The organism is Ruegeria sp. CDSB013 (genome assembly GCF_059611165.1).
In genome coordinates this window covers 31,709-58,374 of sequence record NZ_JBXWPA010000003.1, presented here as the reverse complement: position 1 = coordinate 58,374, position 26,666 = coordinate 31,709, and the positions used below count along the sequence as shown (strand labels likewise).

General features: G+C 57.6%; 27 protein-coding genes. 10 read left to right on the top strand and 17 right to left on the bottom strand.

What is annotated here, in order from left to right; all coding sequences use genetic code 11:
* Positions 1–62 precede the first annotated feature (62 nt).
* The 3 genes from AC2FJF_RS06440 to AC2FJF_RS06430 are packed head-to-tail and all read left to right on the top strand — an operon-like array spanning position 63 to position 2,499.
* Positions 63–995, top strand: coding sequence for a bifunctional riboflavin kinase/FAD synthetase (locus tag AC2FJF_RS06440; protein WP_496723980.1), 933 nt, complete (start codon positions 63–65; stop codon positions 993–995).
* Positions 992–1,465, top strand: coding sequence for a YcgN family cysteine cluster protein (locus tag AC2FJF_RS06435; protein WP_496723978.1), 474 nt, complete (start codon positions 992–994; stop codon positions 1,463–1,465). Before AC2FJF_RS06440 ends, AC2FJF_RS06435 begins: the two co-directional genes overlap by 4 nt.
* Positions 1,465–2,499 carry a threonine aldolase family protein gene (locus AC2FJF_RS06430; RefSeq protein ID WP_496723976.1) on the top strand — a complete coding sequence of 345 codons (1,035 nt, stop codon included), beginning with the start codon at positions 1,465–1,467 and terminating at the stop codon, positions 2,497–2,499. Before AC2FJF_RS06435 ends, AC2FJF_RS06430 begins: the two co-directional genes overlap by 1 nt.
* Positions 2,500–2,538: 39 nt before the next feature.
* On the opposite strand, the gene AC2FJF_RS06425 is transcribed toward AC2FJF_RS06430, so the two are convergent.
* Positions 2,539–3,351, bottom strand: coding sequence for an alpha/beta fold hydrolase (locus AC2FJF_RS06425; RefSeq protein ID WP_496723974.1), 813 nt, complete (start codon positions 3,349–3,351; stop codon positions 2,539–2,541).
* Positions 3,348–3,950 (bottom strand): 2-hydroxychromene-2-carboxylate isomerase, encoded by a 603-nt coding sequence (locus AC2FJF_RS06420; protein ID WP_496723972.1) that lies wholly within the window; start codon positions 3,948–3,950, stop codon positions 3,348–3,350. Before AC2FJF_RS06420 ends, AC2FJF_RS06425 begins: the two co-directional genes overlap by 4 nt.
* A gap of 107 nt (positions 3,951–4,057) precedes the next feature.
* Between AC2FJF_RS06420 and AC2FJF_RS06415 the strand changes: the two genes are divergently transcribed.
* Together AC2FJF_RS06415 and rpiB are read left to right on the top strand one after the other, a co-directional pair.
* The gene (locus AC2FJF_RS06415) at positions 4,058–5,077 is read left to right on the top strand and encodes a ribose-phosphate pyrophosphokinase (RefSeq protein WP_496723970.1); all 1,020 of its coding nucleotides are present in this window, start codon (positions 4,058–4,060) and stop codon (positions 5,075–5,077) included.
* 60 nt (positions 5,078–5,137) lie between these two features.
* Positions 5,138–5,578, top strand: coding sequence for a ribose 5-phosphate isomerase B (gene rpiB / locus AC2FJF_RS06410; RefSeq protein ID WP_496723968.1), 441 nt, complete (start codon positions 5,138–5,140; stop codon positions 5,576–5,578).
* A gap of 105 nt (positions 5,579–5,683) precedes the next feature.
* On the opposite strand, the gene AC2FJF_RS06405 is transcribed toward rpiB, so the two are convergent.
* The 8 genes from AC2FJF_RS06405 to AC2FJF_RS06370 form a co-directional block, all read right to left on the bottom strand.
* The gene (locus AC2FJF_RS06405) at positions 5,684–6,250 is read right to left on the bottom strand and encodes a hypothetical protein (RefSeq protein WP_496723966.1); all 567 of its coding nucleotides are present in this window, start codon (positions 6,248–6,250) and stop codon (positions 5,684–5,686) included.
* 107 nt (positions 6,251–6,357) lie between these two features.
* A complete protein-coding gene (locus AC2FJF_RS06400; RefSeq protein WP_496723964.1) occupies positions 6,358–6,708 on the bottom strand; it encodes an H-type lectin domain-containing protein in 351 nt (116 codons plus the stop codon).
* 112 nt (positions 6,709–6,820) lie between these two features.
* Positions 6,821–7,231, bottom strand: a complete 411-nt coding sequence (locus AC2FJF_RS06395; RefSeq protein ID WP_496696191.1) for a F0F1 ATP synthase subunit epsilon — start codon at positions 7,229–7,231, stop codon at positions 6,821–6,823.
* Between the two features lie 12 nt (positions 7,232–7,243).
* Positions 7,244–8,668 carry a F0F1 ATP synthase subunit beta gene (gene atpD / locus AC2FJF_RS06390; RefSeq protein ID WP_108859264.1) on the bottom strand — a complete coding sequence of 475 codons (1,425 nt, stop codon included), beginning with the start codon at positions 8,666–8,668 and terminating at the stop codon, positions 7,244–7,246.
* Positions 8,669–8,688: 20 nt separating this feature from the next.
* Positions 8,689–9,564 (bottom strand): F0F1 ATP synthase subunit gamma, encoded by an 876-nt coding sequence (locus AC2FJF_RS06385; RefSeq protein ID WP_496723962.1) that lies wholly within the window; start codon positions 9,562–9,564, stop codon positions 8,689–8,691.
* 15 nt (positions 9,565–9,579) lie between these two features.
* A complete protein-coding gene (gene atpA / locus AC2FJF_RS06380; RefSeq protein WP_058275507.1) occupies positions 9,580–11,118 on the bottom strand; it encodes a F0F1 ATP synthase subunit alpha in 1,539 nt (512 codons plus the stop codon).
* Positions 11,119–11,679, bottom strand: coding sequence for a F0F1 ATP synthase subunit delta (locus tag AC2FJF_RS06375; protein ID WP_058276054.1), 561 nt, complete (start codon positions 11,677–11,679; stop codon positions 11,119–11,121). It lies immediately after the preceding gene.
* A 311-nt stretch (positions 11,680–11,990) separates the two neighbouring features.
* Positions 11,991–12,725: a class I SAM-dependent methyltransferase gene (locus AC2FJF_RS06370; protein WP_109313357.1), complete on the bottom strand. Its 735-nt coding sequence runs from the start codon at positions 12,723–12,725 to the stop codon at positions 11,991–11,993.
* Positions 12,726–12,786: 61 nt separating this feature from the next.
* Between AC2FJF_RS06370 and gloB the strand changes: the two genes are divergently transcribed.
* From gloB to AC2FJF_RS06355, 3 genes are all read left to right on the top strand, one after another.
* On the top strand, positions 12,787–13,554 hold the full coding sequence (gene gloB / locus AC2FJF_RS06365) for a hydroxyacylglutathione hydrolase (RefSeq protein WP_496723961.1): 768 nt from the start codon (positions 12,787–12,789) through the stop codon (positions 13,552–13,554).
* A gap of 172 nt (positions 13,555–13,726) precedes the next feature.
* Positions 13,727–16,051, top strand: coding sequence for an ATP-dependent Clp protease ATP-binding subunit ClpA (gene clpA / locus AC2FJF_RS06360; protein WP_058275504.1), 2,325 nt, complete (start codon positions 13,727–13,729; stop codon positions 16,049–16,051).
* Between the two features lie 138 nt (positions 16,052–16,189).
* Complete coding sequence (locus tag AC2FJF_RS06355) at positions 16,190–17,077, top strand: YHYH protein (RefSeq protein WP_496723959.1); 888 nt, start codon at positions 16,190–16,192, stop codon at positions 17,075–17,077.
* A 26-nt stretch (positions 17,078–17,103) separates the two neighbouring features.
* Here AC2FJF_RS06355 and AC2FJF_RS06350 read toward each other — a convergent pair whose 3' ends face one another.
* From AC2FJF_RS06350 to AC2FJF_RS06340, 3 genes are all read right to left on the bottom strand, one after another.
* Positions 17,104–18,804 (bottom strand): peptidoglycan -binding protein, encoded by a 1,701-nt coding sequence (locus AC2FJF_RS06350; protein ID WP_496723957.1) that lies wholly within the window; start codon positions 18,802–18,804, stop codon positions 17,104–17,106.
* Between the two features lie 3 nt (positions 18,805–18,807).
* Positions 18,808–19,986: a biopolymer transporter ExbB gene (locus AC2FJF_RS06345; RefSeq protein WP_496723955.1), complete on the bottom strand. Its 1,179-nt coding sequence runs from the start codon at positions 19,984–19,986 to the stop codon at positions 18,808–18,810.
* 69 nt (positions 19,987–20,055) lie between these two features.
* A complete protein-coding gene (locus AC2FJF_RS06340; RefSeq protein ID WP_496723953.1) occupies positions 20,056–20,586 on the bottom strand; it encodes a gamma-glutamylcyclotransferase in 531 nt (176 codons plus the stop codon).
* 67 nt (positions 20,587–20,653) lie between these two features.
* On the opposite strand from AC2FJF_RS06340, the gene AC2FJF_RS06335 reads away from it, so the two are divergent.
* Positions 20,654–21,655 (top strand): DUF2125 domain-containing protein, encoded by a 1,002-nt coding sequence (locus AC2FJF_RS06335; protein WP_496723951.1) that lies wholly within the window; start codon positions 20,654–20,656, stop codon positions 21,653–21,655.
* Here the strand turns inward: AC2FJF_RS06335 and AC2FJF_RS06330 are convergent.
* The 4 genes from AC2FJF_RS06330 to AC2FJF_RS06315 form a co-directional block, all read right to left on the bottom strand.
* Positions 21,652–22,503 carry an extensin-like domain-containing protein gene (locus AC2FJF_RS06330; protein WP_496723949.1) on the bottom strand — a complete coding sequence of 284 codons (852 nt, stop codon included), beginning with the start codon at positions 22,501–22,503 and terminating at the stop codon, positions 21,652–21,654. The two genes, AC2FJF_RS06335 and AC2FJF_RS06330, sit on opposite strands and share 4 nt — an antisense overlap.
* Positions 22,500–23,420, bottom strand: a complete 921-nt coding sequence (locus tag AC2FJF_RS06325) for a prephenate/arogenate dehydrogenase family protein (RefSeq protein WP_496723947.1) — start codon at positions 23,418–23,420, stop codon at positions 22,500–22,502. The genes AC2FJF_RS06330 and AC2FJF_RS06325 overlap by 4 nt, the downstream gene beginning before the upstream one ends.
* The gene (hisC, locus tag AC2FJF_RS06320; protein WP_496723945.1) at positions 23,417–24,502 is read right to left on the bottom strand and encodes a histidinol-phosphate transaminase; all 1,086 of its coding nucleotides are present in this window, start codon (positions 24,500–24,502) and stop codon (positions 23,417–23,419) included. The genes AC2FJF_RS06325 and hisC overlap by 4 nt, the downstream gene beginning before the upstream one ends.
* A 64-nt stretch (positions 24,503–24,566) precedes the next feature.
* On the bottom strand, positions 24,567–25,982 hold the full coding sequence (locus AC2FJF_RS06315; RefSeq protein ID WP_496723943.1) for an aminotransferase class V-fold PLP-dependent enzyme: 1,416 nt from the start codon (positions 25,980–25,982) through the stop codon (positions 24,567–24,569).
* A gap of 103 nt (positions 25,983–26,085) precedes the next feature.
* Between AC2FJF_RS06315 and AC2FJF_RS06310 the strand changes: the two genes are divergently transcribed.
* A complete protein-coding gene (locus AC2FJF_RS06310; RefSeq protein WP_496723941.1) occupies positions 26,086–26,547 on the top strand; it encodes an Lrp/AsnC family transcriptional regulator in 462 nt (153 codons plus the stop codon).
* Positions 26,548–26,666 lie beyond the last annotated feature (119 nt).

The following is a 26,666-nucleotide window of genomic DNA, read 5'->3' as shown; positions in this document are numbered from 1 at the left end:
TGCGCAGCATTTGGACCAATCAGGTGCTTGAACCCGGTCTCCAGTCCCGCTAGGCAAGCTGCATGCAGATCATCCGTGATTTCCAGTTTGTCGAGCCAGAAGACCGCGGTGCCAGTGTGGCAATCGGGAACTTTGATGGCGTGCATGTTGGCCATCAGTCGGTGATCGAACTGGCACAACGCGTGGCCCCGGATGCTCCGCTTGGCGTTCTGACGTTCGAGCCTCACCCTCGCGAGTATTTTGCACCCGATGCCCCGCCATTTCGTCTGATGCGCGGAAACGCACGTGCGCACCGGTTGGAGAAACTGGGTGTCCAAAAGCTGTACGAATTGCCGTTCAATGCGGCGCTTGCCGGTCTGACGCCTGAAGAATTTGCTCGCAATGTCATCTGCGAGGGGCTTGGTCTATCGCACGTGGTGGTCGGCGCGGATTTCTGTTTCGGCAAAGGTCGAAGCGGGACCGCCGAAGACATGGTCCGGTTCGGGCAAGAGATGGGATTCGATGTCACCATTGCACCCTTGATGGAACGATCTGATGACGTCGTATCCTCAACCGGGATCCGCACCGCACTTTCTGATGGCCGCCCGCGCGACGCCGCAGCGATGCTAGGCCATTGGCACCGGGTCGAGGGCGAGGTGATCGGCGGTGAACAACGCGGGCGCGAGCTTGGGTTCCCTACCGCGAATATGTCCATCGAAGGGTTGCACCCACCAAAGTTTGGCGTCTATGCGGTGCTGGTCGATGTGCTCGATGGCCCCCATCAGGGCAGCTATCTCGGAGCATCTTCGGTTGGCGTGCGCCCCATGTTCAACGGAGAAGTCGCGAATATAGAGACTTTCCTGTTCGATTTCTCTGGCGACCTGTATGGCTCGACCCTGTCCGTCGGGTTGGTCGATTATCTGCGCCCCGAGATGACCTTTGACGGGCTGGATGTCCTGATCGCGCAAATGGATGCCGATTGCGACAAGGCGCGCACCCTGCTGGCCGCGCTATGACCGCCGACCCGATTGATCGCAAAGGTCTTACCCCCCGGTTCTGGGAACGCAAACCGCTGACCAAGATGAACCAGCGCGAATGGGAAGCCTTGTGCGACGGCTGCGGCAAGTGCTGCCTGAACAAACTTGAGGATGAGGACACCGGCGAGGTTGCCCTGACCTGCGTCGCCTGCCGTCTGCTGGACGATGAGACCTGCCGCTGCACGCAATACGATATCCGCCATCAATTCGTGCCGGAATGCATCGTGATGAAGCCCAACAACATCGACGATCACGCCTATTGGCTGCCCGAAACCTGCGCCTATCGGCTGCTGTGGGAGGGGAAACCGCTTTACGACTGGCATCCCCTGATATCAGGTACACCGGACAGCGTGCACGCCGCCGGCATGTCAGTTCAGGGGCGCACGGTGTCCGAATTCGAAACCCCCTTGGAAGAGTGGGAAGACTATATCATTGAGGAACCCAGCTGATGTATTTCGCCTCTGACAATTCCGGTCCGGTTCACCCACAGGTCATGGCCGCATTGAACGAAGCCAATCAAGGCTATCAAATGGCCTATGGCGCGGACACCCTGATGAACGAAGTGCGCGATCGTATTCGCGGAATCTTCGAAGCGCCAGGGGCCGCAGTTTATCTGGTGGCCACCGGGACAGCCGCGAATTCGCTGGCTCTGGCGACGCTCTCAAACCCATGGGAAACCGTGTTCTGTTCACCTGTCGCGCATATCCATGAGGATGAATGCAACGCGCCCGAGTTCTATAGCGGCGCAAAGCTTACACTCGTGCCGGGCGGCGACAAGATGGAGCCCGCAGCGCTACGCCGCTCGATTTTGGCCGAAGAAACACGTGGCGTGCATGGGCCCCAGCGTGGGCCCGTGTCGATAACTCAGGTGACAGAGCGTGGCTCGGTTTACTCACTGGCCGAGTTGGAGGAGCTGTGCAGTATCGCCAAAGAATACGACCTGCCAGTTCATCTGGATGGTGCCCGATTCACAAACGCGCTTGTCACGCTCAATTGCTCTCCTGCCGAGATGACATGGAAAGCGGGCGTCGATGCGGTCAGCTTCGGTGGCACCAAGAACGGTCTGATGGGCGTCGAAGCGGTGGTTTTCTTTGACGAATCCAAGGCCTGGGAATTCGAACTGCGGCGCAAGCGTGGTGCGCATCTGTTCTCCAAGCATCGTTACTTGTCCGCCCAGATGGCCGCATATCTGAATGATGATCTGTGGCTGCAGATGGCGCGACAAGCCAACGCTAACTGCGCGCATCTGGCCGATGGTCTACGCGGCAAAGGCGCAACCTTTCTACATGAGCCGCAAGCCAATATGATTTTTGCGCAGTTTTCGCGCGCGCGTCACAAGCAGTTGCACCAAGCGGGTGCGGTTTATCATCTGTGGGGCGCAGAGCTGGACGGTGCGGATGACGACGAGATCCTGGCCTGTCGACTGGTCTGCGACTGGTCGATCAACTCAGATGATATCGACCGGTTCATCGGCTTGTTGTGATTTCAGGGATTAGGGGCGTCATCCTGTACGCAACATGGTTCAGGATAGACCACCCCAAAACTTTCGAATGACAGCAGCCGTCTGATCCGGGTGCGTGATTGGGACCATGTGATCAGCACCCGAAACAACGCCCGTTCTGGCATTGGGAAGCCGCCGGGCAAGACCTTCTCCGATCGCGGGCATGACGGGGTGCGTCTCAGACCCGCTGAGGATCAGAACCGGCATGGATGCGCGGTCCAGAACGCCAGGGTTCAATATCCCCTTCTGATCAAGGAACAAAGCGTCATCAACGGCGGGCACAACGTGAATACCGCGGATCATTCCCGCGCGGGTTCGTTCAGGCAAATCGGGCCATCGTGGTCCGTCCTGCACGCCCCACATCCGGTTGAACAAACGGGCGGCCTGCTCAAAATTTCCGGCCGCGAGCGCATCAGAGACAGGTTTCGCCTCTTCATCATGTTGCCGCACCAAATCGGGCGTGTCCTGAATCGCAACCGCAAAGAACACAGGCTCGATCAGGACCGCACTGCGGACCAGGTCCGGAAATTCGACAGCCAACCGAAGGGCAAGCATTCCACCGAAGGAATGCCCAATCACGTCCATCGGTTCGGTCAGATGCGCGGCCGACAGTTGGATCACTTGGTCAAAGAAATCCCCTCTCCCGTCCCAATCGGAACTGCGGCCATGGGACGGCATGTCGGGGGCCGTAAATGTCGCCTCGCCCTCTAGAGCCGTCGCCAGCCCCGACCAAGCCCCGGAATGCGCGATTGTGCAGTGCAGGGCGAGCACCTCGCGCGCGCCCTGCCCCAACGTTCTGACAAAAGTGTTGTCTGCCAGGGGGGTGTCCCTCACCCCTTCAGTTCCGACAAATGACGATCCAGATCATCCAGCCGGTCCTGCCCCCAGAACCGCTGATCATCTTCGGTAATATAAAACGGCGCGCCAAATACACCGCGGTCCACGGCCTCTTCCAGATTGGCGGCATAAGTTTCCGCGCCCACCAGAAGGCCGCTATCCGCCAGCCCTGGATCAAAACCGGCCTGCGTTAGGCAATCGCGGATCACATCATCCTGCGCGATGTCTTTCTCCTCGGCCCAACAGGCCCGCACGAAAGAATGCGCAAGTTTGCCGACATCCCCTGATCCATCCTTGATTGCAGCGATGATCGCATAGGACGATGGTGCCGCATTGGTTGGCCAATGCGCGGGTTGCAGATTGAACTCCATACCAAGCTGTTTGGACTGTCGCTGTAGTTCCTGAGCCCGATATTCGATCCGCGAAATATGGCGGTCTTTCGGAGGAGTGCCCCCCGTGCGCCCAAACAGGGCGACAATATCCAGCGGTTTGTAGTTGATCTTCGCGCCATGTTTCGCCGCCACCTCTTCCAACCGCATACCTGCAAGGTAGGTATAGGGCGAGAGTGTCGCAAAATAGTAGTCAATCTGGGTCATCTGCACTTTCTCCGCTGCGTTATCTTTGCTGGACGTTAGACCCGTGCTAAGCGGTGTCAACATCACGAATCTGTCACATTGCCATTGCTGCCCGGGGACCTCAGCCGATGCCGACACTCAACGAACCCAAGCTTATCGCTGGGAACGCCAACCTTCCTCTTGCCGAATCCATCTCGCGACGCATGAGCCTGTATCGCGGCGTCGATCAGAATCTTGTCGATGCGCGGGTCGAACGCTTCAATGACGGCGAGATTTTCGTCGAAGTGTTCGAGAACGTGCGCGGTGAGGATATGTTCATTGTCCAACCGACGTCGAATCCGGCGAATGACAACCTGATGGAGCTGCTGATCATCGCTGATGCGCTGCGTCGTTCTTCCGCACAGCGTATCACCGCCGTGATCCCCTATTTTGGTTACGCCCGTCAGGACCGCCGCACCAAGGCACGGACGCCGATCAGCGCCAAGCTGGTGGCCAACATGCTGACCGGTGCAGGGATCGAACGGATCCTGACAATGGACCTGCACGCAGCGCAGATTCAGGGGTTCTTCGACATGCCCGTCGACAACCTCTACGCCTCGCCGATTTTTGCGTTGGATGTGAAACACCAGTTCCAGAACAATCTGGACGAGCTTATGGTCGTATCACCTGACGTAGGCGGCGTGGCCCGAGCGCGTGAGCTTGCCAAGCGCATCAACGCCCCCCTGTCGATCGTAGACAAACGCCGCGAAAAGGCTGGCGAAGTGGCCGAGATGACAGTGATTGGCGACGTCAAAGACAAGATCTGCCTGATTGTCGACGACATGTGCGACACCGCCGGTACGCTATGCAAGGCCGCTCAGGTACTGCTGGATAACGGCGCGAAAGAAGTGCACTCCTATATCACCCACGGTGTCATGAGCGGCCCGGCGGTCGAACGTGTGACAAATTCGGTGATGAAATCTCTGGTGCTGACCGACACGATCCAGCCCACCAAAGAGATCACCAACGCCAAGAACATCCGCATTGTGCCGACTGCGCCAATCTTTACGCAGGCGATCCTGAACATCTGGAACGGGACAAGCGTGTCTTCATTGTTCGAGGATAAGACTCTGACACCGATCTACGAGTCGATGTATCACATGGATTGACCGAGTTGGGCGGCGTAACAGCCGCCCTTTTTTGTCAACACAGCAAGACAGGACGTACCCGTGACAGCCTCAAAACGCATAATTCTTTCCAGCGACCACGCGGCTATCGAGCTGCGCCAAGCGGTCGCCGACCACATCGCAGCGCAAGGCTGGGAGGTCGTCGACATCGGCCCCAAAACGCCTGAAAGCACACACTACCCTATCCACGGAAAAGCCGCAGCTCAGGCTGTTGCTGCTGGTGATTGCCAGCTTGGGATCGTCCTATGTGGTACGGGTCAGGGGATCATGATGGCGGCCAACAAGGTTCCCGGCATTCGCTGTGGCGTATGTTCTGACGCCTTTTCGGCCCGCATGATCCGCGCGCACAACAACGCCAACATGTTATCGATTGGCGCGCGTGTCGTGGGTGAAGGTCAGGCCCTGGATATCGTAGATGCGTTTCTGGAGGCCGAGTTCGAAGGCGGTCGTCACGCAACCCGTGTGGACATGATTGGTCAGTAAGACTGCGCTGCAACAGGAGGCGTTGGATAACCCAAGTTTTTTGAAATACTAAAAAAATCGGTACTTTTCCCAAGACGATGGAATTTACCTTTACACTGAACCGCTTCACCATGGCCCTTTCGGGTGTTTATTGGGAGGAACCCAATCCTCGCCCCATTTGGACAAGCTTGGGTTGTCTGGATCTTGCAATGGGCAACGTTCCGTACTTAGGGCCGCCTTTGTGTTCGTGAGACACTCGCAAATCTCACAAATTTTTGCGTCTTTCCCAACTACTACTTTCGTTCCGCGATATACCAGATTGTTTGGCGCAGGTACCTGATGCGCACAGGCTCGGCAGGCCGCAAGCCTTTTTTCAATGACCCAAGGCCTCGCAGGCTTTAGCCCATCCATTCCCCACTTTAAGATACTGTTCGAAGCTTTCTTAACCAACTTCATTGAGCCAGGCTTTTGCTCAGACAACAAGTTATCGCGAACATGACGCAATTTGCGCGTCGCCATCAAAACGCGGGCAAAACTTGGGTCTTCAATTGCACGTCTCGTCACAGTCAAAGGTGCCGGAGCCTCAAGTTCGAGTAAGACACCTAACAACTTAGCTGCTTCTTCGATTGTATCCGCAGTTTGTATCTCGTTCGGTAACTCGAATTGCATTAACTTTCCGACCCCCAAAGTCATCCTATCGTTCGGCTCGTATTCAGTTTTGTTTCTCTTGAAACCCAATCTCGTTTGATTGACGAAGTCTATGATTACGGAGAGAGGCTAATTTAAAACATAGGAATCCCCTAGTTTATTGTCCAATCGTCCGCGTACGACACTTCCCCGAAGGCCGTCCAAGTCACCCTTATGCGTGCGATACGGGTATCCGACCAAGTTTTAAATACGGCTGTGAAACCTTCGGTTGTGACATTTTGTGCTTTCACTTCGGCCCGCAACGCAGAAGAAGTATCTACGTCCCACAGTGAAACGCTGACTTGAACTACAGGTGGTTCGCGGAAAGCCTCGCTGAAACTTATCTTGGAACAGCGTTCACGCGGTCCTTCGCCGGTCCACATTTCTCCGCCTTCGGCAAACTCAGAAAATAACACCACGTCGCCCTGATCAATACCAACAGGATGGGTAAGAAATTTTTTCATTCATTCATCTTTTTTAATATCCACCAGAGGTTAACCCGGTACGTCACTAAAACTCCACAAAAAAACGGCCCCAAACAATGGGGCCGTTTTTATCAATAGAACGCGAATGGCCTTACAGGCTCATATGCGTTCCAAGGGCTTCCATGTCGGCCAGCAGTTTGGCAGCGTCATCGACAATTGTCTGATCATCGCCTGCCTTGGCTGCTTCGTGCGAAGCACGCGCCTCGGCGACCAGATCGTCCAGATGCGACCGTGTCACTTCGGCGACCGGAATGGCTTTTTCGGCCAGAACCGACAGGCCATCGCCATTGATCTGAGCAAACCCGCCGGTGACCAGATATTCACTGGACCCTTGGGGTGCCTCGACCTTCAGGATGCCCGGGCGCAGCGTCGTGATGGTGGGGGCATGATCAGGCATCGCCGTCATGTCCCCGTCCGCGCCGGGAAGCTGGACCGCGGTCGCGCTGAGCGAAGCAAGGCTTCGCTCGGGGCTGACGAGGTCAAATTGCATCGTGTTTGCCATCAGGTTTGCTCCTTAGGCAGCTTCTGCGGCCATCTTCTCCGCTTTGGCGATCACGTCGTCGATGCCGCCAACCATCAGGAAGGCTGCCTCGGGCAGGTGATCGTATTCGCCAGCCACAACGGCCTTGAACGACGCGATGGTGACATCCAGAGGAACCTGAACGCCGGGCGAGCCGGTGAAGACCTGTGCCACGTCGAACGGCTGCGACATGAAGCGTTCGATCTTACGGGCACGGGCCACGGTCAGCTTGTCCTCTTCCGACAGTTCGTCCATGCCGAGGATGGCGATGATGTCCTGCAGCGACTTGTAGCGCTGGAGGATCTGCTGAACGTCGGTCGCAACCTTGTAGTGCTCTTCACCAACGATGGCCGGGTCGAGCAGACGCGAAGTCGAGTCGAGCGGGTCAACCGCCGGGTAGATACCCTTTTCCGAGATCGCACGGTTAAGAACGGTGGTCGCGTCCAAGTGAGCAAACGAAGTTGCCGGTGCAGGGTCGGTAAGGTCATCCGCAGGCACGTAGATCGCCTGAACGGATGTGATCGAACCCGACTTGGTCGAGGTGATGCGTTCCTGCAGGGCGCCCATGTCGGTGGCCAGTGTCGGCTGGTAGCCCACCGCCGAAGGAATACGACCCAGCAGAGCCGAAACCTCGGAACCCGCCTGCGTGAAGCGGAAGATGTTGTCGACGAAGAACAGAACGTCGGTACCGGACTGGTCGCGGAACTGCTCGGCCAGGGTCAGGCCGGTCAGAGCAACACGCGCACGTGCTCCCGGAGGTTCGTTCATCTGGCCGTAAACCAGGGCAACCTGCGATTCCGACAGGTTGTCAGGCTTGATGACGTTCGATTCGATCATCTCGTGGTACAGGTCGTTTCCTTCACGGGTCCGTTCACCAACACCCGCGAACACCGAGAAGCCCGAGTGCACTTTTGCGATGTTGTTGATCAGTTCCATGATCAAAACGGTTTTACCAACGCCGGCACCGCCGAACAGGCCGATCTTACCGCCTTTGGCGTAAGGGGCCAAAAGGTCAACAACCTTGATGCCTGTGACCAGAACTTCCGACTCGGTCGACTGTTCTGCGAAGGTCGGCGCAGGCTGGTGAATTGCGCGGGATTCGGTTGCCTCAACCGGGCCCTTTTCGTCGATGGGGTCGCCAACAACGTTCAGGATGCGGCCCAGAGTGGCGTTACCAACGGGAACCGAGATCGGTGCGCCCATGTCGGTTACAGCCTCGCCGCGGACCAGACCTTCGGTTGCGTCCATCGCGATGGTGCGGACAGTGTTTTCACCCAAGTGCTGAGCAACTTCCAACACGAGGCGCTTGCCGTTGTTGGTGGTTTCCAGCGCGTTCAGAATTTCAGGCAGCTGATCTTCGAAGTGCACGTCGACGACGGCCCCGATGATCTGTGTGACTTTGCCTTTTGCATTCGCCATGTTTCGTCTCCGGTTTGTCTCTACAGCGCTTCGGCGCCGGAAATAATTTCAATCAGCTCGTTGGTGATCACGGCCTGACGCGAACGGTTGAACTGGATCGTCAGCTTGTCGATCATCTCACCCGCGTTGCGTGTTGCGTTGTCCATCGCGGACATACGTGCACCCTGTTCCGAGGCTCCGTTTTCGAGCAGAGCCGAGAAGATTGCAGTCGCAACCCCCTTGGGCAGCAGGTCGGCCAGAATAGCCTCTTCGCTGGGCTCGTAGTCGAACACGGCACCACTGTCGTCGCCCTCGGTGTCCTCGAACGAGGCAGGGATAACCTGTTGTGCCGTCGGGATCTGGGTCACAACGTTGACGAACTTCGAATAGAAGATCGTGGCAACGTCGAACTGACCCCCGTCGAAGCGGGACAGAACATCCTTCGCGATGTCTTGCGCGTTGGTGTAACCCAGACGCTTGACCTCGCTCAGGTCGATATGTCCAACGAACAGATCGCCAAGATCACGCTTGAGCGCGTCGCGGCCCTTCTTGCCGACAGTCAAAACCTTGACCGTCTTGCCTTTCAGGCGCAGCTCTTCCGCTTTGACACGGGCCAGCTTGGCGATACTCGAGTTGAAGCCGCCACACAGGCCGCGTTCAGCTGTCATGACAACCAGCAGATGGACATCATCACTGCCCGTACCACGGAGCAGCTTGGGGGCGCTGTCGCTGCCCCCGACCGATGCCGCCAGCCCCGCCATCACGGCATTGAACCGTTCGGCATAGGGACGAGAGGCTTCGGCAGATTCCTGGGCGCGGCGCAGTTTTGCAGCCGCGACCATCTGCATGGCCTTGGTGATCTTGCGGGTCGATTTGACCGACTCGATCCTGTTTTTAAGATCCTTAAGATTTGGCATGTGCCCGCCTCTCCCTTAAGCGAAGGTTGCGGCGTATTCGTCCAGCGCAGCCTTGATCTTGTCGGAAGCGTCGCCCTTGATCTTGGGATCTTCGTCGGTGATCCACTGAAGCAGGTCGGCGTGCTTGCCGCGCAGGTGCGCCAGCAGGCCAGCTTCGTAACGGCCAACATCGGACACGTCGATCTTGTCGAGGTAACCGTTGGTGCCGGCGAAGATGACGCAGACGATTTCAGCGTTGGTCAGTGGCGAGTATTGCGGCTGTTTCATCAGCTCGGTCAGACGCGCACCACGGTTCAGCAACTGCTGGGTCGCGGCGTCAAGGTCGGAACCAAACTGCGCAAACGCAGCCATTTCGCGGTACTGAGCCAGTTCCAGCTTAACCGGACCGGCAACCGACTTCATCGAGTTGGTCTGAGCCGAAGAGCCCACACGCGAAACCGACAGACCGGTGTTCACAGCAGGACGGATGCCCTGATAGAACAGTTCGGTTTCCAGGAAGATCTGGCCGTCGGTGATCGAGATCACGTTGGTCGGAATAAACGCCGAAACGTCACCACCTTGCGTTTCGATAACCGGCAGAGCGGTCAGCGAGCCAGCACCAAAGTCTTCGTTCAGCTTCGCCGAACGCTCCAGCAGGCGGGAGTGGAGATAGAAAACGTCGCCAGGATAAGCTTCACGTCCGGGCGGGCGACGCAGCAGCAGCGACATCTGACGATAGGACACAGCCTGTTTCGACAGGTCATCATAGATGATCAGTGCGTGGCGGCCATTGTCGCGGAAGAATTCGGCCATTGCGGTTGCGGCATAGGGTGCCAGGAACTGCATCGGCGCCGGGTCGGACGCGGTTGCGGCCACAACGATCGAGTAGTCAATCGCGCCGGACTCTTCCAGTTTCTTCACCAGCTGCGCAACGGTCGAACGCTTTTGGCCGATCGCAACGTAAACGCAGTACAGCTTCTTCGACTCGTCGTCGCCTGCTGCATCGTTGTAGGTTTTCTGGTTCAGGATCGCGTCCAGAGCAACGGCAGTTTTACCGGTCTGACGGTCACCAATGATCAGTTCCCGCTGGCCACGGCCAATCGGGATCATGGCGTCAACCGACTTCAGGCCGGTTGCCATCGGCTCGTGAACCGATTTACGCGGGATGATGCCCGGTGCTTTGACGTCAGCAACGCCACGCTCGGTGGATTCGATGGGGCCTTTGCCGTCCAGCGGGTTACCCAGACCGTCAACAACACGACCCAGCAGACCGTTACCAATCGGAACGTCCACGATCGAGTTGGTGCGCTTGACGATGTCACCTTCTTTGATGTCACGGTCGGAACCGAAGATAACGACACCAACGTTGTCGCTTTCCAGGTTCAGCGCCATGCCCATGATGCCGCCGGGGAATTCGACCATCTCACCCGCTTGCACATTGTCCAGACCGTATACGCGGGCAATCCCGTCACCGACGCTCAGCACGCGACCGATTTCGGCCACTTCGGCTTCCTGACCAAAATTCTTGATCTGGTCCTTCAGGATTGCAGAAATCTCTGCAGCTTGGATTCCCATTTATCCGACCTCTTTCATTGCATTCTGTAGGGAGTTGAGCTTCGAACGGATCGAGCTATCGATCATCTTCGAGCCCACTTTAACGACAAGACCGCCAATGAGGCTTTCATCAACGGTCGCATTTATTGTCACGGTCTTGCCCACACGCTCGGACAGCGTCTTGGACAGTTTTTCCAGTTGTGTCTTGGTCAGCGCTTTGGCCGACGCGACATCGGCGGTCACTTCGCCACGTTCGTCCGCCAGCATGTCGCGCAGAACCTGCACCAACTCGGGAACGACGAACAGACGGCGCTTCTGTGCCATCAGAGCCAGCGTGTTACGCATGATAGCGTGCAAACCCATTTTGTCAGCGATTGCGGTAATGGCGCCTTCTTGTTCGGCACGCGAAACCAGAGGCGATGCGATCAGGTCGCGCAGTTCGGCGCTTTCGCCCAGTGCTGCTGCCAGATCGTTGATTCCGGTTTCCAGACCTGCGAGGTCATTATTCTCTTTGGCGATCTCAAAGATCGCGGTGGCATAGCGCTTGGCAATGCCTGTGGAAATCGAAGCTGGTTCGGACACGTCCACCCTTCCGATATTTTGGGCCCCGAATTCGCGTTGCGGCAGCTACCCCGGGGGCGTGAAGAAACCCCGGCCAGACGGTCGGGGATCAAAATCACCGGGGATGTAGCAGAGCCGAACCCAGCTAGCAATATATTATCACGGCAACAGGTTTATCCACAAAATGTTCAATTTCAATTACTTAAGGAGGGTGCGACCCTTTTATCCGGCTGAAACAGACGAAAAATGTTACGAAAGTGTAGGTTTTTGCGATTCCTGTGTCCTTTTTCCCTCAATTTTTGCGAATTGAAGAGGGGAAATGACCGGGCTGCTCAGGCTGGTTTCAGAAGGCCATCAAGCGCCTTTATCGGACGACGTTCGGCATCCTTTGCAACACTGCCGCTGGGCGGTCGGATGTGTTTTGTCACCTCAACCATAAGCACTCCGCCTGCCATGACTGTTGGCAGCCTTTGGCCAGTCTTTTCGATCAGGCTCGCCGACTTCAGCCAGAAACGGCGGAATGATGGCGGCAGATACAGAGCCGAGCAATGGCTTTCCGGGATGAAGTGATGCGCCTTGAGCTGACTTTCCAGCTGCGAGGCTGTGTACGGTCGGCCAAAGCCAAACGGGGTCTTATCCGTCCGAGACCACAAACCAGCCCGATTGGGCACAACAAAGAATGCGCGCCCCCCTGGCCCCAACACGCGCCAGCACTCATTTAGCAATTGGCTGGGCCGCTGCGAGGTTTCAAGCCCGTGCATCACAATCAGCTTGTCGACATGACCTGTTTCAATCGGCCACAGGGTTTCTTCGGTCAGAACCGACACATTGGGCATTCCGGCGGGCCAGGGCATGACGCCTTGCGGGCCTGGCATCAAACCGATCACGCGGCGGGCGTCCGCAAGATAAGGACGCAGCAATGGAACCGCGAAGCCGAATCCTGCAACCGTTTGTCCCTTGGCCTCGGGCCATTGCTCGATCAATCGCCCACGGATCGCCGCTTGCGCGGCACGACCCAGAGTGCTGCGATAGTAGAAGTTCCTCAAATCCTGCACATCAAGATGCATTGCAGACACCTGGTCAATCGGCTTAGCTGGGCGCAGTCTAGCAACGAAAGGGCAAAAGGCCATGCCTCTTGAGGTCGTCACCATCCCATGTCTCAGCGACAATTACGCATTTCTGGCGCATGACGCCGCAAGCGGCAATACCGCACTGGTCGACGCGCCCGAAGCCGGACCCGTTCTGGCCGAGTTGGACAAGCGCGGCTGGACATTATCCCATGTTCTTCTAACCCATCACCATTGGGACCATGTGGATGGCCTGTCTGCCATTTTGGAAAAACACCCGGCCAAAGTTGTTGGCGCGGCTGCCGATGCGTACCGCCTGCCCCCGCTGGATCAGCAGGTCAGTGACGGCGATACGTTTGAATTCGGAAGCGAGCAGATTCGGGTGCTGGATGTGTCCGGCCATACTGTTGGCCATGTCGCCTTTTACATGCCGGACAGCGCAGTTGTTTTCACAGCAGACAGCCTCATGGCTTTGGGGTGTGGGCGCTTGTTCGAAGGCACGGCACCACAGATGTGGGCTTCTCTCAGCAAGCTGGCCGCGCTTCCCGATGAGACAATCGTATGCTCGGGCCACGAATACACGCAATCAAACGCAAAATTCGCGTTGACCGTCGATCCAACCAATGCTGCGCTGCAAAAACGCGCTGATGATATCAACCGCGCGCGCGCTGCTGGCGAACCCACGGTTCCTTCGACGATGGCGCTGGAAAAGGCCACAAACCCGTTCTTGCGGGCCGCAGATCCGGCGATTCAGGCGCATTTGGGAATGCAAAATTCAGACCCCGCAGAAGTTTTTGCTGAAATTCGGACTAGAAAAGACAGCTTCTAGTACCCAAATTGCCTTCCTCACGGCCACGGTCACGTGAAATGTGACTGTCAAGAGCAAGAAAACCCTTGAAGCCGGGCCACGATCAACCAAACTCTAATAGTATGAGGACATGGTTGGGATGGGGTTCCGGCCGAAGCCTGCCCCTTTCGACCCAAGACAGAGGAGCACCCGCGTGCCTTCATTCTCGAGCACATTAGAACAAGCCATCCACGCGGCCTTGGCAGCTGCGAATGAACGGCGTCATGAATTTGCCACGCTAGAGCATCTGCTTCTGGCGTTACTGGAAGAACCTGACGCCATCCGCGTCATGAAAGCCTGCAGCGTCGATCTGGAAGAACTGCGCAGCACTCTGGTTGAATTCATTGACGAGGACCTGTCCAATCTGGTCACGGATATCGACGGTTCCGAGGCCGTGCCAACGGCCGCTTTCCAGCGCGTCATACAACGCGCGGCGATCCACGTCCAAAGCTCGGGCCGGACCGAAGTGACCGGCGCAAACGTTCTGGTCGCCATCTTTGCCGAACGTGAAAGCAATGCCGCCTATTTCCTGCAAGAGCAGGACATGACGCGCTATGACGCGGTAAACTTCATCGCGCACGGCGTGGCCAAAGACCCTGCCTACGGCGAAAACCGCTCGGTATCCGGCGCGGATCAGGTCGAGGAAGAGGCTCAACCTGGCGTCACCGAAGGCGAACAGAAGGAAAGCGCGCTCGGGAAGTACTGCATTGACCTGAACGCTAAATCGCGCGCAGGCGATGTCGACCCGCTGATCGGTCGAGCTGATGAGGTTGAGCGTTGTATTCAGGTCCTGTGCCGTCGCCGCAAGAACAACCCACTGTTGGTTGGGGACCCGGGCGTGGGCAAGACGGCTATTGCGGAAGGCCTGGCACGTAAGATTGTTGGCGGCGAAGCGCCAGATGTACTGTCTGAGACCACAATTTATTCTCTCGACATGGGTGCTCTGCTGGCAGGTACCCGCTATCGCGGCGACTTTGAGGAACGCCTGAAGGCGGTTGTGACCGAATTGGAAGACCACCCCGACGCGGTGCTGTTCATTGATGAAATTCACACCGTGATCGGTGCCGGTGCAACGTCGGGTGGCGCGATGGATGCGTCGAACCTGCTGAAACCTGCCCTGCAGGGCGGCAAGCTGCGCACCATGGGCTCGACCACATACAAGGAATTCCGTCAGCATTTTGAAAAGGACCGCGCGCTAAGCCGCCGGTTCCAGAAAATCGACGTGAGCGAGCCTTCGGTCGAAGACAGCGTGAAAATCCTGCGCGGTCTGAAGCCTTATTTCGAAGAGCATCACGAGATCAAATATACCGCCGATGCCATCAAGACCGCGGTGGAGTTGTCGGCCCGCTATATCAACGACCGTAAACTGCCCGACAAGGCCATCGACGTAATCGATGAGGCCGGTGCGGCGCAGCATCTGGTGGCTGAGAGCAAACGGCGCAAGACCATCGGGGTCAAGGAAATCGAGGCGGTCGTCGCCAAGATCGCCCGCATCCCGCCCAAGAACGTCACCAAAGATGATGCCGAGGTGCTGAAAGACCTCGAGGCCTCGTTGAAGCGTGTTGTATTCGGCCAGGATCTCGCAATCGAGGCGCTGTCGAGCGCGATCAAACTGGCGCGTGCCGGTCTGCGTGAACCTGAAAAGCCCATCGGTAACTATCTGTTCGCCGGCCCGACCGGTGTGGGTAAGACCGAAGTAGCGAAACAGCTGGCGGATACGCTGGGTGTGGAACTACTGCGCTTTGACATGTCCGAGTACATGGAGAAGCACGCCGTCAGCCGTCTGATCGGCGCGCCTCCGGGCTATGTAGGCTTTGATCAGGGCGGTCTGCTGACCGACGGGGTCGACCAGCATCCGCATTGCGTGCTGCTGCTGGATGAGATCGAAAAGGCCCATCCGGACGTGTTCAACATCCTGTTGCAGGTGATGGACCACGGCGAGCTGACCGATCACAATGGACGTACGGTGAACTTCCGCAACGTGGTGCTGATCATGACCTCGAACGCGGGTGCGCAAGAACAGGCCAAGGCGGCTATCGGCTTTGCACGTGACCGTCGCGAAGGCGAGGATACGGCCGCAATCGAACGTATGTTCACGCCGGAATTCCGCAACCGCCTGGACGCCGTGATCTCATTCGCGCCACTACCGAAAGAGGTCATCCTACAGGTGGTCGAGAAGTTTGTTCTGCAACTTGAAGCGCAATTGCTGGATCGCAATGTGACCATCGATCTGACCCCCAAAGCCGCCGCGTGGCTGGCGGAAAAAGGGTATGACGACAAGATGGGTGCACGTCCTCTGGGTCGTGTCATTCAGGAACACATCAAGAAACCACTGGCCGAGGAGTTGCTGTTCGGCAAGCTGGCGAAGGGTGGTGTGGTCCGCGTGTCTGTCAAGAAAGGCGATTTGAACCTGGATATCCTTGGCCCCGATCAGCCAAGAATTCCGGGCGACAAACCTCCGCTTTTGACCGCGGATTAAGACGCCGCATTCGCCTAACAAGTCTAATCGCCCGGTTGTTCAGCAACCGGGCGATTTCGTTTCGGCCACAAACTTTTTCGACGGATCAGCCAAACCTGCGCGTTTCATTATCACTGATGAATTGCAAAGGGGATTTTGATGACCAAAACCGTCGCCGTTTGGAGCGTAGCATTCGCCCTTTCCGCCGTTGCCGCCATAGCAACCGCTCAGCATAGATTTCGGTATCATGACGAAACGGAAACGCAGCCATTGCGCCTGCAGGCCGCAACGGTTGATCCGGGCAACAGCCACTCTGAAATCTCTGAGACCCGCAAAAGTATACGCGTCTCGGCCAACGGGATCCCCGATCACCTTGTCGGGCGCTTTCCGAACCAAGGCAATCCGCACAGCATTTCCGAGCAGCGCGTCAACTTGAAAGTACCGACGAACCCGAAATCCAATCGATCCACCACCCCGCTTGAAATGGGTTGGAATTTTGGTGTGTCTCTGAACGGCGTCGTGTTCGACCCGCTGGCCGCTGAGTTCTGGCAGGGCAATCCCCGCTCAGGCTGGTCATACAATGCGCTTGGGGGCGCGGTTACTTTGGGGTTCGACGAAAACTATGCGCACGTTCAACCCAATGGAAAATACCATTATCACGGCATTCCCACCGGTTTTATTGAGCTGCTGAATTATTCACCCAACCGACATTCACCGCTGATCGGATATGCGGCAGACGGCTTCCCAATCTATGCGATGACCGGCGTTGTGGATGGGAAAGTGACACAAATTAAGTCGTCCTACCGTCTGAAGAACGGCAACCGCCCCGGAGGAAACGCGCCCGACGGAAAACATGATGGCACGTTCAATGAGGACTACGCCTATGTAGCAGGCGCCGGAAATCTGGATGAATGTAACGGAGCCTTTACGGTTTCGCCTGAATATCCATCTGGAACGTATGCCTATTTCCTGACTGAAAGTTACCCGGTCATCCCGCGCTGCTTTGCGGGCAAGCCCGATAGCAGCTTTCGGTTCGGTCGTCGCTAACCCGGGTTTCTTAACGAGTGTCTCGGTTACCTTTCGGTGAGTTTCAGCTCGATCCGGCGGTTTTGCGCCCGGGCCTCCGGGGTGTCTGCCGGGTTTACGGGCTGGAACTCACCAAAACCGTTTGCGGCCAATCGGCTCGGCGGGATACCCAGCGCATCGACCATGTACCGCACTACGGACAAGGCACGACCCTGACTAAGTTCCCAATTGTCGCGATAGCGCCCGGAACCGGCCAGCGGCACGTTATCAGTGTGACCATCAACGCGGATCACCCAGTTCAGGCCTTCGGGAATTTCAGCCGCCACGCTGCGCAGGATATTTGCCACCTTGGCGATGTCCTGCTGCCCGGCCGGTGACAAAACGGCCGAACCCGTGTCAAACAGGACCTCGGACGAGAATACAAAACGGTCGCCTTCGATCCGAACGCCTTCTTCATCCCCTAGGACGTCGCGCAATCTTCCAAAGAACTCTGACCGATAGCGCTGCAGGTCCTCGGCCTGCGCCGCCAATTCCTGATTTTGTCCAGACAGAGCTTCGGCCTCGGCCTCCAGCCGGGCACGCTCAGCCTCTTCCAACAGACGCCGACGGCGTTCTTCCGAGGCCGCGCGGGCCAAAGCTGCGTTCAGGTCCTGACCCAGGGTCTGAATTCGAATGTCCGAAGCGGCGTTGCGTTCTTCATAGTCGTCCAACAACGCCTGCAACCCGCCAAGTTGTTGGCGCAGCGCCGCCATCTGTTGATTCAACAACGCCGTCTCTCGCTGCGCTTTTGCGGAAATCGTTTTCTCATCTGAGATCGCTTCACGGGCCACAGCCAATAGGTTTGCACGCTCTTCGGCTAATGATCGCTGCGATTGTGCCTCGGCCTGCGCCTCGGTCTGCGCAGCCAAAGCGGCTTGCAGTTGCGCCTGCAACTCCTCTGCGTCCAGCGCACCAAACTGGCGCTCAAGTTCGGCCCTGGCAGCTTGAGCGGCAGCAAGCAGGGTCAGCGTATCTTCAGCTTCTTTGCGCTGCGCTTCCAATGCCAGCGTCATCGCCGTCAACTCGGCATCCGCATTCTGCAGACGATTGCGGAGGTTCTCGGCAGCGGCAGCCTCGGCAAGCTTGGCGGCTTCTTCCGCGCTGAGTTGGTTTTCCAGTTCACCGATCCGAGTGGATTGCGCAGCATCGCTTTGTTCGAGATCCGCAACCAACGCCTCCAACGCCTCGCGTTGGGCGGCTGCCAGCCGGGCGGCTTCGGCCTGTTCATCGATCTCCGACCGGCTTTGCGCCAGCGCGAGGTTCAGCGCCTCTTGGTCCTCCAGCAACTTGGCACGCTGGGATTCCAGTGTTGCAATTGCACTGCGTGCCCGCTCCTGATCCGTCAAAAGTGCGGCGACCTGCGCCTCAAAATCCGTGATACGCGCCTGCGACAGAGCAAGGTCCACTTCGGCCCGCGCCAGCGTATCTTCAGTTTGCGACAGGGTCGTGTTCAACGCGCCAAGACGGGCCTCCAGACGGGTATTCTCACGCTCCTCCAATCCCAACGCCCCGGCCAGCGCTGCGACTTCATCCGAGAGAGCGGTCAGTTCGTCTTCTTGCCCGGAAATGGTTTCGCGCAACACGAACTGCACCACCATAAAGATGGTCAGAACGAAGGTCAGCACCATCAGCAACCCGGTGATCGCGTCAACAAAACCCGGCCAAACCGAGCCCTGAAAACGCTGACCTGTGCGGCGGGACAGAGCCATGGATTACTCTCCTTCCGGAGCGGTGCGAACGGCGCCTCTGGGCAATGTCAGGGCTTTGACAAGCAGTTCGATATCCTTGCGCAATTCGCTCATGCTTTCCTGACGACCGGCCGAAATTTCTTCAAGGATACGCAAAAGCTGAACGTCCATCGACCGCAGGCGCATCCGGCTTTCGGCGTCAATTCCATCCCCTGTACCCTGATCACGCATGTGATCCAGAAGGGCGTCCTGCCCAAGGGCCACGCGTTCCAATGCGGCCGTCACCCCTTCGGATTCAGACTGTCGCACGTTCATCTCACCGATCGCGTCGACCAGTTGGCCCAGTTTGACCGACACGGCAGCACGATCAGCCTCTTGCCCCGAAAACAGGTCCTGCAGTGCATCCATCTGTTCGGACATCGCGTCCAGAACTGGGGTCAGAACCGCAAGCTCTGCGCCACCCTCATCTGCAGCCGCAAAACCAACGCGGGTGATTGAGGACAACCATTCCTCAAGCTCGCGGTAGAACCGGTTCTGGCCGTGACCTGCGAACAGTTCCAGCAAACCGACGATCAGAGACCCGGCAAGGCCCAAAAGGGACGACCCAAATGCCACGCCCATTCCTTGTAGCTGGGCTTCTAACCCCACCATCAGGCGGTTGAATACGGCCAGCCCTTCTTCGCCCTCTTGCGGGTTCAGGCTGCGGATCGTGTCGACAATGGCTGGGACGGTGGTCGCCAAGCCAAAGAACGTGCCCAAAAGGCCCAGATAAATCAGAACATTGGTAATATAGCGCGTGATCTCACGCTCTTCCTCGACGCGTTCCGCGACCGAATCCAGGATCGACCGGGTCGAACTTGAGCTGATCTGCGATCGTGCACCGCGTTCGCGCAGCAATGAGGCTAAAGGTGCCAGCAATTGCGGCGTGCGCGCGTCTTCGCGGACAACGCCGCCAACAAAAGCTTCAATCCAACGCACCGACCCAATCAGCTGTGTCACCTGAAAGAAACAGGCAAAAACGCCGATTATGAAAACCAGGATGATAAAGCCATTCAGGTACGGGTTGGCCTGAAATACCGGCAACACATAAGGCAGCGCCATAAAGACGCCCAAGCCTGCCAGGCCAATTGCGACCAACATCATCACAATTTGACGGATGGGATGCGAGAATTGGGGTCTCGCGCCCTGATGTGCCTGCGCCATGCGCGTACTTCCCGGTTCTTGCCTGCTCTGGCGTGAATCTAGCCAATATCCGCCGGGTACGCCAAGGATTTATGTGGTAATGCTGCGCACCCGTTGCGCTAACCACTCAAGATCGGGATCGCGCAGGTCGATCTCGGCCAGATGTTCAGCAGTATTATACAGGTATTCTGTGTTCGGACCGCGCCCGCCAACTGCGTGTGCTATGATCTGCGCCTGCTCTTCCAATGGCATACCGCCACAATATTGGACGTGATCCGCGTCGATCACATAGGTCACCGCGGTGACGACTTCGCCGTTGTTCAAATGCACATCAAGGTTTTTCTCGACATAGGCTGACGAAATCAGCTCACGCTCGCGCAACTCGTGCAAGGTGCGTTCTTCATGGCCGGTCTCGACCGAAAGTGCCAAGCCAGTGCAATTGGCATCGGCCTGTTCATCCAGTGCCAGCACAAGGCCGGGGTGTTCTTCGGTGCCGCGATGGTGGATCGAGCTCATGCAGAACGACCGGGCGTATCCATGCAATGTGGCGTGTTCGCTGCGGGCGACCGGAAAGCCCGGATTCCACAGCAGTGATCCATATCCAAAAACCCACATCGTCATAGCTCTGGTCCTTGCCCGTTTCGGCCTATAAACATCAAATTCAACGCGGGAAAAAGGGCCAACTGCCATGCGCGGTCTAATACGAGTAGTCATTTTTTTAACGGTTATCTGGAGCGCCTATTGGTTCGTTGCCGGATTCGGATTGCGCAACGCAATCACCGCCTGGTTCGACAATCAGCAGGAACAAGGCTGGCAGGCGGACTTTTCCGATGTTTCAACAGCCGGGTATCCGTTTCGTCACGTTACGCGCCTGAACAGTCCTGCTCTGGCAGACCCGGTCAACGGCACCGCGTGGAGCGCGGATTGGATTGAGTTCCAAAGTCCTGCGATCTGGCCCGGGCGCCAGGTGCTGCGCTTTGCCGACACGCCCCAGCGCCTGTCCTATTTTGATCAGACCGCGACCATTGAAGCCAGCGATCTGCAAGCCGAGCTGCAGCTGCAACCCGGTGTGGCGCTGGAGCTGGAAAAAATGGCTTTGACCGCGGGTTCATGGTTGATCACCGATGATGCCGAAGCGCTGGCTGGCGGCGATACGCTGACATTGGTTATGGAACAGACCTCTATTCCGGTAACCTATGCCATCGGCGCTCGAATAGACGGGTTTACCCCGGGAGATGGTCTGCGCGATTTGATGCGGTCTGCGACCACGTTGCCGCAGGCGTTTGAGACGCTCGAACTGGACATGACGGCCACGTTCTACAAACCGTGGGATCGTACGGCTCTTGAACAGGGCAGACCGCAGCCGGTGAAGATTGACCTGAACCTGGCCGAGATGAAATGGGGCGCTTTGCGTTTGTTTGCAGCGGGTGAGTTCGACATTGACCACCAGGGCATCCCAACGGGCGAGATTGCGGTCAAAGCTGAAAACTGGCGCGACATGATTGCAATGGCTAATGCCGCAGGTGCCCTGCCCGATCAGGCCGTTGATCCTGTGACGCGGGCACTGAACTTTATGGCCGGGTTGGGTGGAAACCCAAATGCGCTGGATCTGCAGCTTAACTTTCGGGACGGTTTCGTGGCACTTGGGCCGTTGCCGCTGGGGCCTGCGCCTCGCCTGATCCTGCGTTAACGGCAGTATGGCCCGCGACGATGGCGGGCGGTATCCAGATGGAAATGATCCCGATGATATCGGTCGGCGTTTGGCCCAAGTACAGTGCCAAACGGCCCGCACGCTTCGCGCCAGATCTTGACCAGTTGTTTTTGCGACGGGTTCTTGCGCCACCCTTTCAGGACCGACACAACCTCTCCATCGGCCATCTTGAAAGCCGAGATATCAATCGCGCGGCCTTTACCGTGCTCGGAAATACGGGCGCCTTTACGGTTGTTTCGCGTCCGACACGCGTAATGAGCTGCGACCTGCAACTGGACCACCGGCCCGCGTCTCTTGAAGGTCGGCTTGACTGCCTTTTCAACCCACTTGTTCAGCGAAACAGCCGTTCCACAATCCATCGTGGAAGGACGACTAAGCGTCACCCCCGAGATCGAGGTGATCTGCACTGCGTCCTTGATCCCACACGCCTTGATCTTACCCGGTACAGTGCCGACTGGCTTGCCCTGTATATTGATGTCGCCGCATACCGACCCCTTACGCAACTTACGCTTTTTGAACAGCGCCTCCTGCTCAAGGGCTTTGGGCCGCAGGTACGGCATCAGCGATGTGTCTGGTCCAAGCAGGGGCAGGTCTGCGGGACGGGCCGCAACCGCCAAAACCTGTGGCGACGCTGGCCGCAACTCCGGGCGTATCGTCGCCGGAGGCAGTTGAGGCAACACTGCGCTGCTGAGGACGATCTGTTGCGGGACCAGTACAGTGCCGGGCCGCGACAACGGTACTAACGAGCGTTCCAGTGAACCAGCCTGATTCGACGCTGCGCAAAGCGCTGCAAATGCAATCAGAGTGGTTCTCCAGCCCCGTGTCATGGGTTCGTTTTCCCCCGTCCGAAATCTGGCGCATCCGTGTCTTGCCCGGCGTCAATGATGCCGCGGCGGATCGCGCGTGTACGGGTGAAATAGTCGAATAGTTGCTCGCCGTCACCTGTTCTGATTGCGCGCTGCAAGGCAAACAGCTCTTCGGTAAACCGGCCAAGGATCTCCAGCGTCGCTTCCTTGTTGGTCAGGAACACGTCACGCCACATCGTCGGATCCGAGGCTGCAATGCGGGTGAAGTCCCGGAACCCCGCAGCGGAATACTTGATAACTTCGGTATCGGTGACCCGACGCAGATCATCCGCCACGCCAACCATTGTGTAGGCGATCAAGTGCGGCGCATGCGATGTCACGGCCAGAACCAGATCATGGTGATCCGCGTCCATTTCATCAACGTTTGAGCCCATGCCTTCCCACATCGCCCGTAGGCGGACAATCGCGTCCGGATCAGAGCCTTTGACCGGAACCAACAGGCACCAGCGGTTGTCAAACAGCTCGGCAAATCCCGACTCCGGACCAGAATGCTCGGTCCCCGCCAACGGGTGCGCAGGTATGAAATGAACGCCATCAGGGATTTCCGGTCCAACGGCCTGAATTACGTGGTGTTTGACCGAGCCGACATCTGTCACTGTCGCCCCAGGTTTCAATGCGGGCACAATTTCCTTTGCAACAGCCCCCATCGCGCCGACAGGGACGCAGAGCACGACAAGATCCGCTCCCTCGACCGCCTCTTGCGCGCTGTCGCAAACGCGGTCGCACAGACCGATACGGCGGGCCGTTTCGCGGGTGGCCTCGGACCTCGCATAGCCAGTCACCTCGCCCGCAAGCCCGGCGCGTTTGATCGCCCAGAACATTGACGAGGCGATCAGGCCCAGCCCGATCAAGGCCACACGGTCGTAAACTTGGCTCATGCGGCGCCCCCTTTGAACGCAGTGATGGCCGCAACAACGCGGCGGCAGGCTTCTTCGTCGCCCACGGTGATCCGCAGGGCGTTTGGCAGGTTGTAGCCCGCCACGCGGCGCACGATCAAACCCTGGGTCTTGAGATAGTCGTCACACGCTTCGGCCTCGGCTTGGTTGGCAAAGCGGGCGAGGATGAAATTGGTGCAGGACGCATTCGACGGAATCCCGATCTTGTCCAGTTCTTCCGACAGCCACACCCGCAGGCGCGCGTTTTCAGCCTGGCAGAAGGACAGGAATTCCAAGTCATTCACCGCTGCCTCTGCAGCAGCCAACGCGGTCAAGGACAGGTTGAACGGCTGGCGCACCCGATTCAGAACGTCGATAATCGACTGCGCCGCATAGCCCCATCCGACACGCATTCCGCCCAGACCGTACACCTTGGAAAAGGTTCGCGTCATGATCACGTTGTCAAACCGATCCACCAGCAATGCACCACCGTCGAACCCATCGACAAACTCGGCATAGGCCCCGTCGATCACCATCAGGCAGGTCTTGGGCAATGCCTCGGCCAGACGCAGTAATTCAGCCTCGGGGATCATGGTCGAGGTCGGGTTGCCCGGGTTGGTCACAAACACAATCCGCGTCCGGTCGTTCACGGCAGCCAGAATGTTGTCGACATCCACGTGGCGATCCCGCTCGGCCACCATCACTGGGGTTGCACCAGCCATGCGGGCGATGATCGGGTACATCGAAAACCCGTGCTCGGTATAGATGACCTCATCCGCAGGGCCCGCATAAGCCTGAGCGATGAACTGCAGGACTTCGTCACTGCCAACGCCGCAGATAAGTCGTGCCGGGTCCAGCGCGTGACGCTCGCCGATCGCCGCGCGCAGACTGGCGTGGTCGGTACTGGGATAACGATGAAGCGTTGCCGCGCTATCGCGAACCGCTTCGATTGCCTTGGGGCTTGGCCCAAACGGATTTTCGTTCGAGCTGAGCTTGATCACATGCTCCACCCCGGCCACATGCGACTGACCGCCTTGATAAAGCGCGATGTCCATAATGCCGGGTTGCGGGGTGATCTTGTTCATAAGAGGCTCCGTTGTTGGAGCCTCTCATACCCGTCTCAACGCGTTGAGAAAAGCGGCAATTCCGTCACGCTGCTTTGAAGCGGGCGGTCGCCGGGTCCGCGTTGTAATAAGGGGTAAATTCCTCAGTCCGGTGGGACAGGTCATTGACGCTGTCGATGATGAACTGAACCGTCTCTTCGCTCATAAGGTACGAGAAATTCAGGCGGACCCATCCGGGTTTCTTCATCTCTTCCCCTGCGGACAATGCGGCATGCAATTCAGCGGACGTTTCACGGTCGATTTCCAGCAAGCGATGCGCATATGGCCCGGCACACGCGCAACCACCGCGCGCCTGAATGCCGTAGATGTCGCTGAGCATCCGGGTAAACAGCTGCTGATGCACCGGCCGGCCAGAGTTGTCCCGCACAAGGAAAGAATAGATCGGCAAACGATGCGGGTTTTCAGTACCTAGCAAAGTCAGGTTCGGATTGTCGCCCCACCCTTTCAATGCCATTTCATTGTACCGGGCTTCGCGTTCAGCAATTTCATCCGTGCCGACGACATCCTTGACGATGAAGGCCAGCGCGGCGCGAATATCTCCGATCACATTGGGTGTTCCGGCTTCTTCTCGCGTGGCCAAATCCTCGCTGTAGTCATGGCGCCAGGGCGACACAAAGCTGACAGTGCCGCCACCAGGCCAACTTGGGCAAGTGCGGCGAACTGCGTTCTGATTGACGATCAGCACACCGGACGCGCCCGGGCCGCCCGGGAACTTGTGCGGAGAGACTACGATGGCATCCTTGCGCGCATCTTCTGGCCCCATGTCCATCGGCAAATAAGGTCCACCACCGGCGTAATCCCAGATCGAAACAGCGCCATGAGACTTAAGCAGCCGCGTGATCGGGTCCGGGTCTGTAATGATGCCGGTTACGTTAGAGGCAGCGGAAAATGAACCGACAATCAGATCGGAATCGGAATTGTCCACCAATGCCCGTTCAAGTGCATCCAGATCAACGCCACCTTCAGGCGCTTCGGGGATTTCGATGACCTGCGCTTTGCTTTCCCGCCAGGGGAGGATGTTCGAATGATGCTCATACGGCCCGATCAGAACAACCGGCCGGTCAGCCCCCTCAATTCCCATCAAACTGACCAGCCGGTTAAGACCCGCAGTGGCGCCGGACCCGGTAAAGATCACCGCGTCGTCTTCCTTTGCTCCAACAATGCGGGCTATTTCCGCGCGCGCTTCGCGGCGCAGACGGGTCATATACGACCCACAATAGGAGGCCTCAGTGTGGCTGTTGGCATAAAAAGGCAGCACCTCATGGGCGACAAAATCCTCTACCTGCTGCAGCGCACGACCCGAAGCGACGTAGTCCGCATAAACCAGCGGCACGTCCCCATTCAGACCGGGGATCAGAACATTCTCTCCGATCAGCCCGTCGCGCAGGGTTGAATTGCGAGTGGTGGATTGGAGGTCTGCGCGAAATTTTGACAAGGTCATGGTGAAATCTCCGTATTGCACAATCAAATATGATTGATCATTGCCGCGGAAACCTCCCCTATCTTTTGGTAGAATTCTAAAATTTTGTGTCATATGATGCGGAATGGCTGAAAATTTAGATCAAATCGATAAACGTATCTTGCGTGAGCTTCAAACAGACGCAACGCTATCTCAGCGTGAGTTGGCTGATCGGGTCGGGCTATCGCAAAACGCCTGCTGGCGCCGATTAAAGGCTTTGAACGAAAATGGTGTCGTTACCGGATCAACCGCGCAGATCGCGCGTGAGAAACTGGGGCTAAGCCTTGTCGTCTTTGTCATGCTACGCACCCGGCATCATTCGGCGGACTGGTTGCAGGCCTTTCGCCGCCACGTCCTGACCATCCCCGAAGTGGTGGATTTCCATCGCATCGGCGGCGACTATGACTATCAGTTGAAGGTCGTCACACAGGATATGTCATCTTACGATAAAGTATATCAGCGCCTGATCGACAAGGTCGAACTGGACAGCGTCACATCATATTTCGCAATGGAGGCAATCGCTGAGGGGCGCCCTTTGCCGATCTGATCCGCTATTCATCTGGCCCCAGTCGTCCCGGCGAAAGCACAGCCCGCCTCAATTGGGAACAGCGCCTCTTTCAAACAAAGAAAGGCCGCGCAGATGCGCGGCCTTTCGAAAATTCGATG

Bases quoted from the DNA above. Each gene is read 5' to 3' on its own strand.
- AC2FJF_RS06440 (WP_496723980.1), top strand. From the start codon at position 63: ATGCAGATCATCCGTGATTTCCAGTTTGTCGAGCCAGAAGACCGCGGT.
- AC2FJF_RS06435 (WP_496723978.1), top strand. From the start codon at position 992: ATGACCGCCGACCCGATTGATCGCAAAGGTCTTACCCCCCGGTTCTGG.
- AC2FJF_RS06430 (WP_496723976.1), top strand. From the start codon at position 1,465: ATGTATTTCGCCTCTGACAATTCCGGTCCGGTTCACCCACAGGTCATG.
- AC2FJF_RS06420 (WP_496723972.1), bottom strand. From the start codon at position 3,950: ATGACCCAGATTGACTACTATTTTGCGACACTCTCGCCCTATACCTAC.
- AC2FJF_RS06415 (WP_496723970.1), top strand. From the start codon at position 4,058: ATGCCGACACTCAACGAACCCAAGCTTATCGCTGGGAACGCCAACCTT.
- AC2FJF_RS06405 (WP_496723966.1), bottom strand. From the start codon at position 6,250: ATGACTTTGGGGGTCGGAAAGTTAATGCAATTCGAGTTACCGAACGAG.
- AC2FJF_RS06400 (WP_496723964.1), bottom strand. From the start codon at position 6,708: ATGAAAAAATTTCTTACCCATCCTGTTGGTATTGATCAGGGCGACGTG.
- AC2FJF_RS06395 (WP_496696191.1), bottom strand. From the start codon at position 7,231: ATGGCAAACACGATGCAATTTGACCTCGTCAGCCCCGAGCGAAGCCTT.
- atpD (WP_108859264.1), bottom strand. From the start codon at position 8,668: ATGGCGAATGCAAAAGGCAAAGTCACACAGATCATCGGGGCCGTCGTC.
- AC2FJF_RS06385 (WP_496723962.1), bottom strand. From the start codon at position 9,564: ATGCCAAATCTTAAGGATCTTAAAAACAGGATCGAGTCGGTCAAATCG.
- atpA (WP_058275507.1), bottom strand. From the start codon at position 11,118: ATGGGAATCCAAGCTGCAGAGATTTCTGCAATCCTGAAGGACCAGATC.
- AC2FJF_RS06370 (WP_109313357.1), bottom strand. From the start codon at position 12,725: ATGCATCTTGATGTGCAGGATTTGAGGAACTTCTACTATCGCAGCACT.
- gloB (WP_496723961.1), top strand. From the start codon at position 12,787: ATGCCTCTTGAGGTCGTCACCATCCCATGTCTCAGCGACAATTACGCA.
- AC2FJF_RS06355 (WP_496723959.1), top strand. From the start codon at position 16,190: ATGACCAAAACCGTCGCCGTTTGGAGCGTAGCATTCGCCCTTTCCGCC.
- AC2FJF_RS06350 (WP_496723957.1), bottom strand. From the start codon at position 18,804: ATGGCTCTGTCCCGCCGCACAGGTCAGCGTTTTCAGGGCTCGGTTTGG.
- AC2FJF_RS06345 (WP_496723955.1), bottom strand. From the start codon at position 19,986: ATGGCGCAGGCACATCAGGGCGCGAGACCCCAATTCTCGCATCCCATC.
- AC2FJF_RS06340 (WP_496723953.1), bottom strand. From the start codon at position 20,586: ATGACGATGTGGGTTTTTGGATATGGATCACTGCTGTGGAATCCGGGC.
- AC2FJF_RS06335 (WP_496723951.1), top strand. From the start codon at position 20,654: ATGCGCGGTCTAATACGAGTAGTCATTTTTTTAACGGTTATCTGGAGC.
- AC2FJF_RS06330 (WP_496723949.1), bottom strand. From the start codon at position 22,503: ATGACACGGGGCTGGAGAACCACTCTGATTGCATTTGCAGCGCTTTGC.
- AC2FJF_RS06325 (WP_496723947.1), bottom strand. From the start codon at position 23,420: ATGAGCCAAGTTTACGACCGTGTGGCCTTGATCGGGCTGGGCCTGATC.
- hisC (WP_496723945.1), bottom strand. From the start codon at position 24,502: ATGAACAAGATCACCCCGCAACCCGGCATTATGGACATCGCGCTTTAT.
- AC2FJF_RS06315 (WP_496723943.1), bottom strand. From the start codon at position 25,982: ATGACCTTGTCAAAATTTCGCGCAGACCTCCAATCCACCACTCGCAAT.
- AC2FJF_RS06310 (WP_496723941.1), top strand. From the start codon at position 26,086: ATGGCTGAAAATTTAGATCAAATCGATAAACGTATCTTGCGTGAGCTT.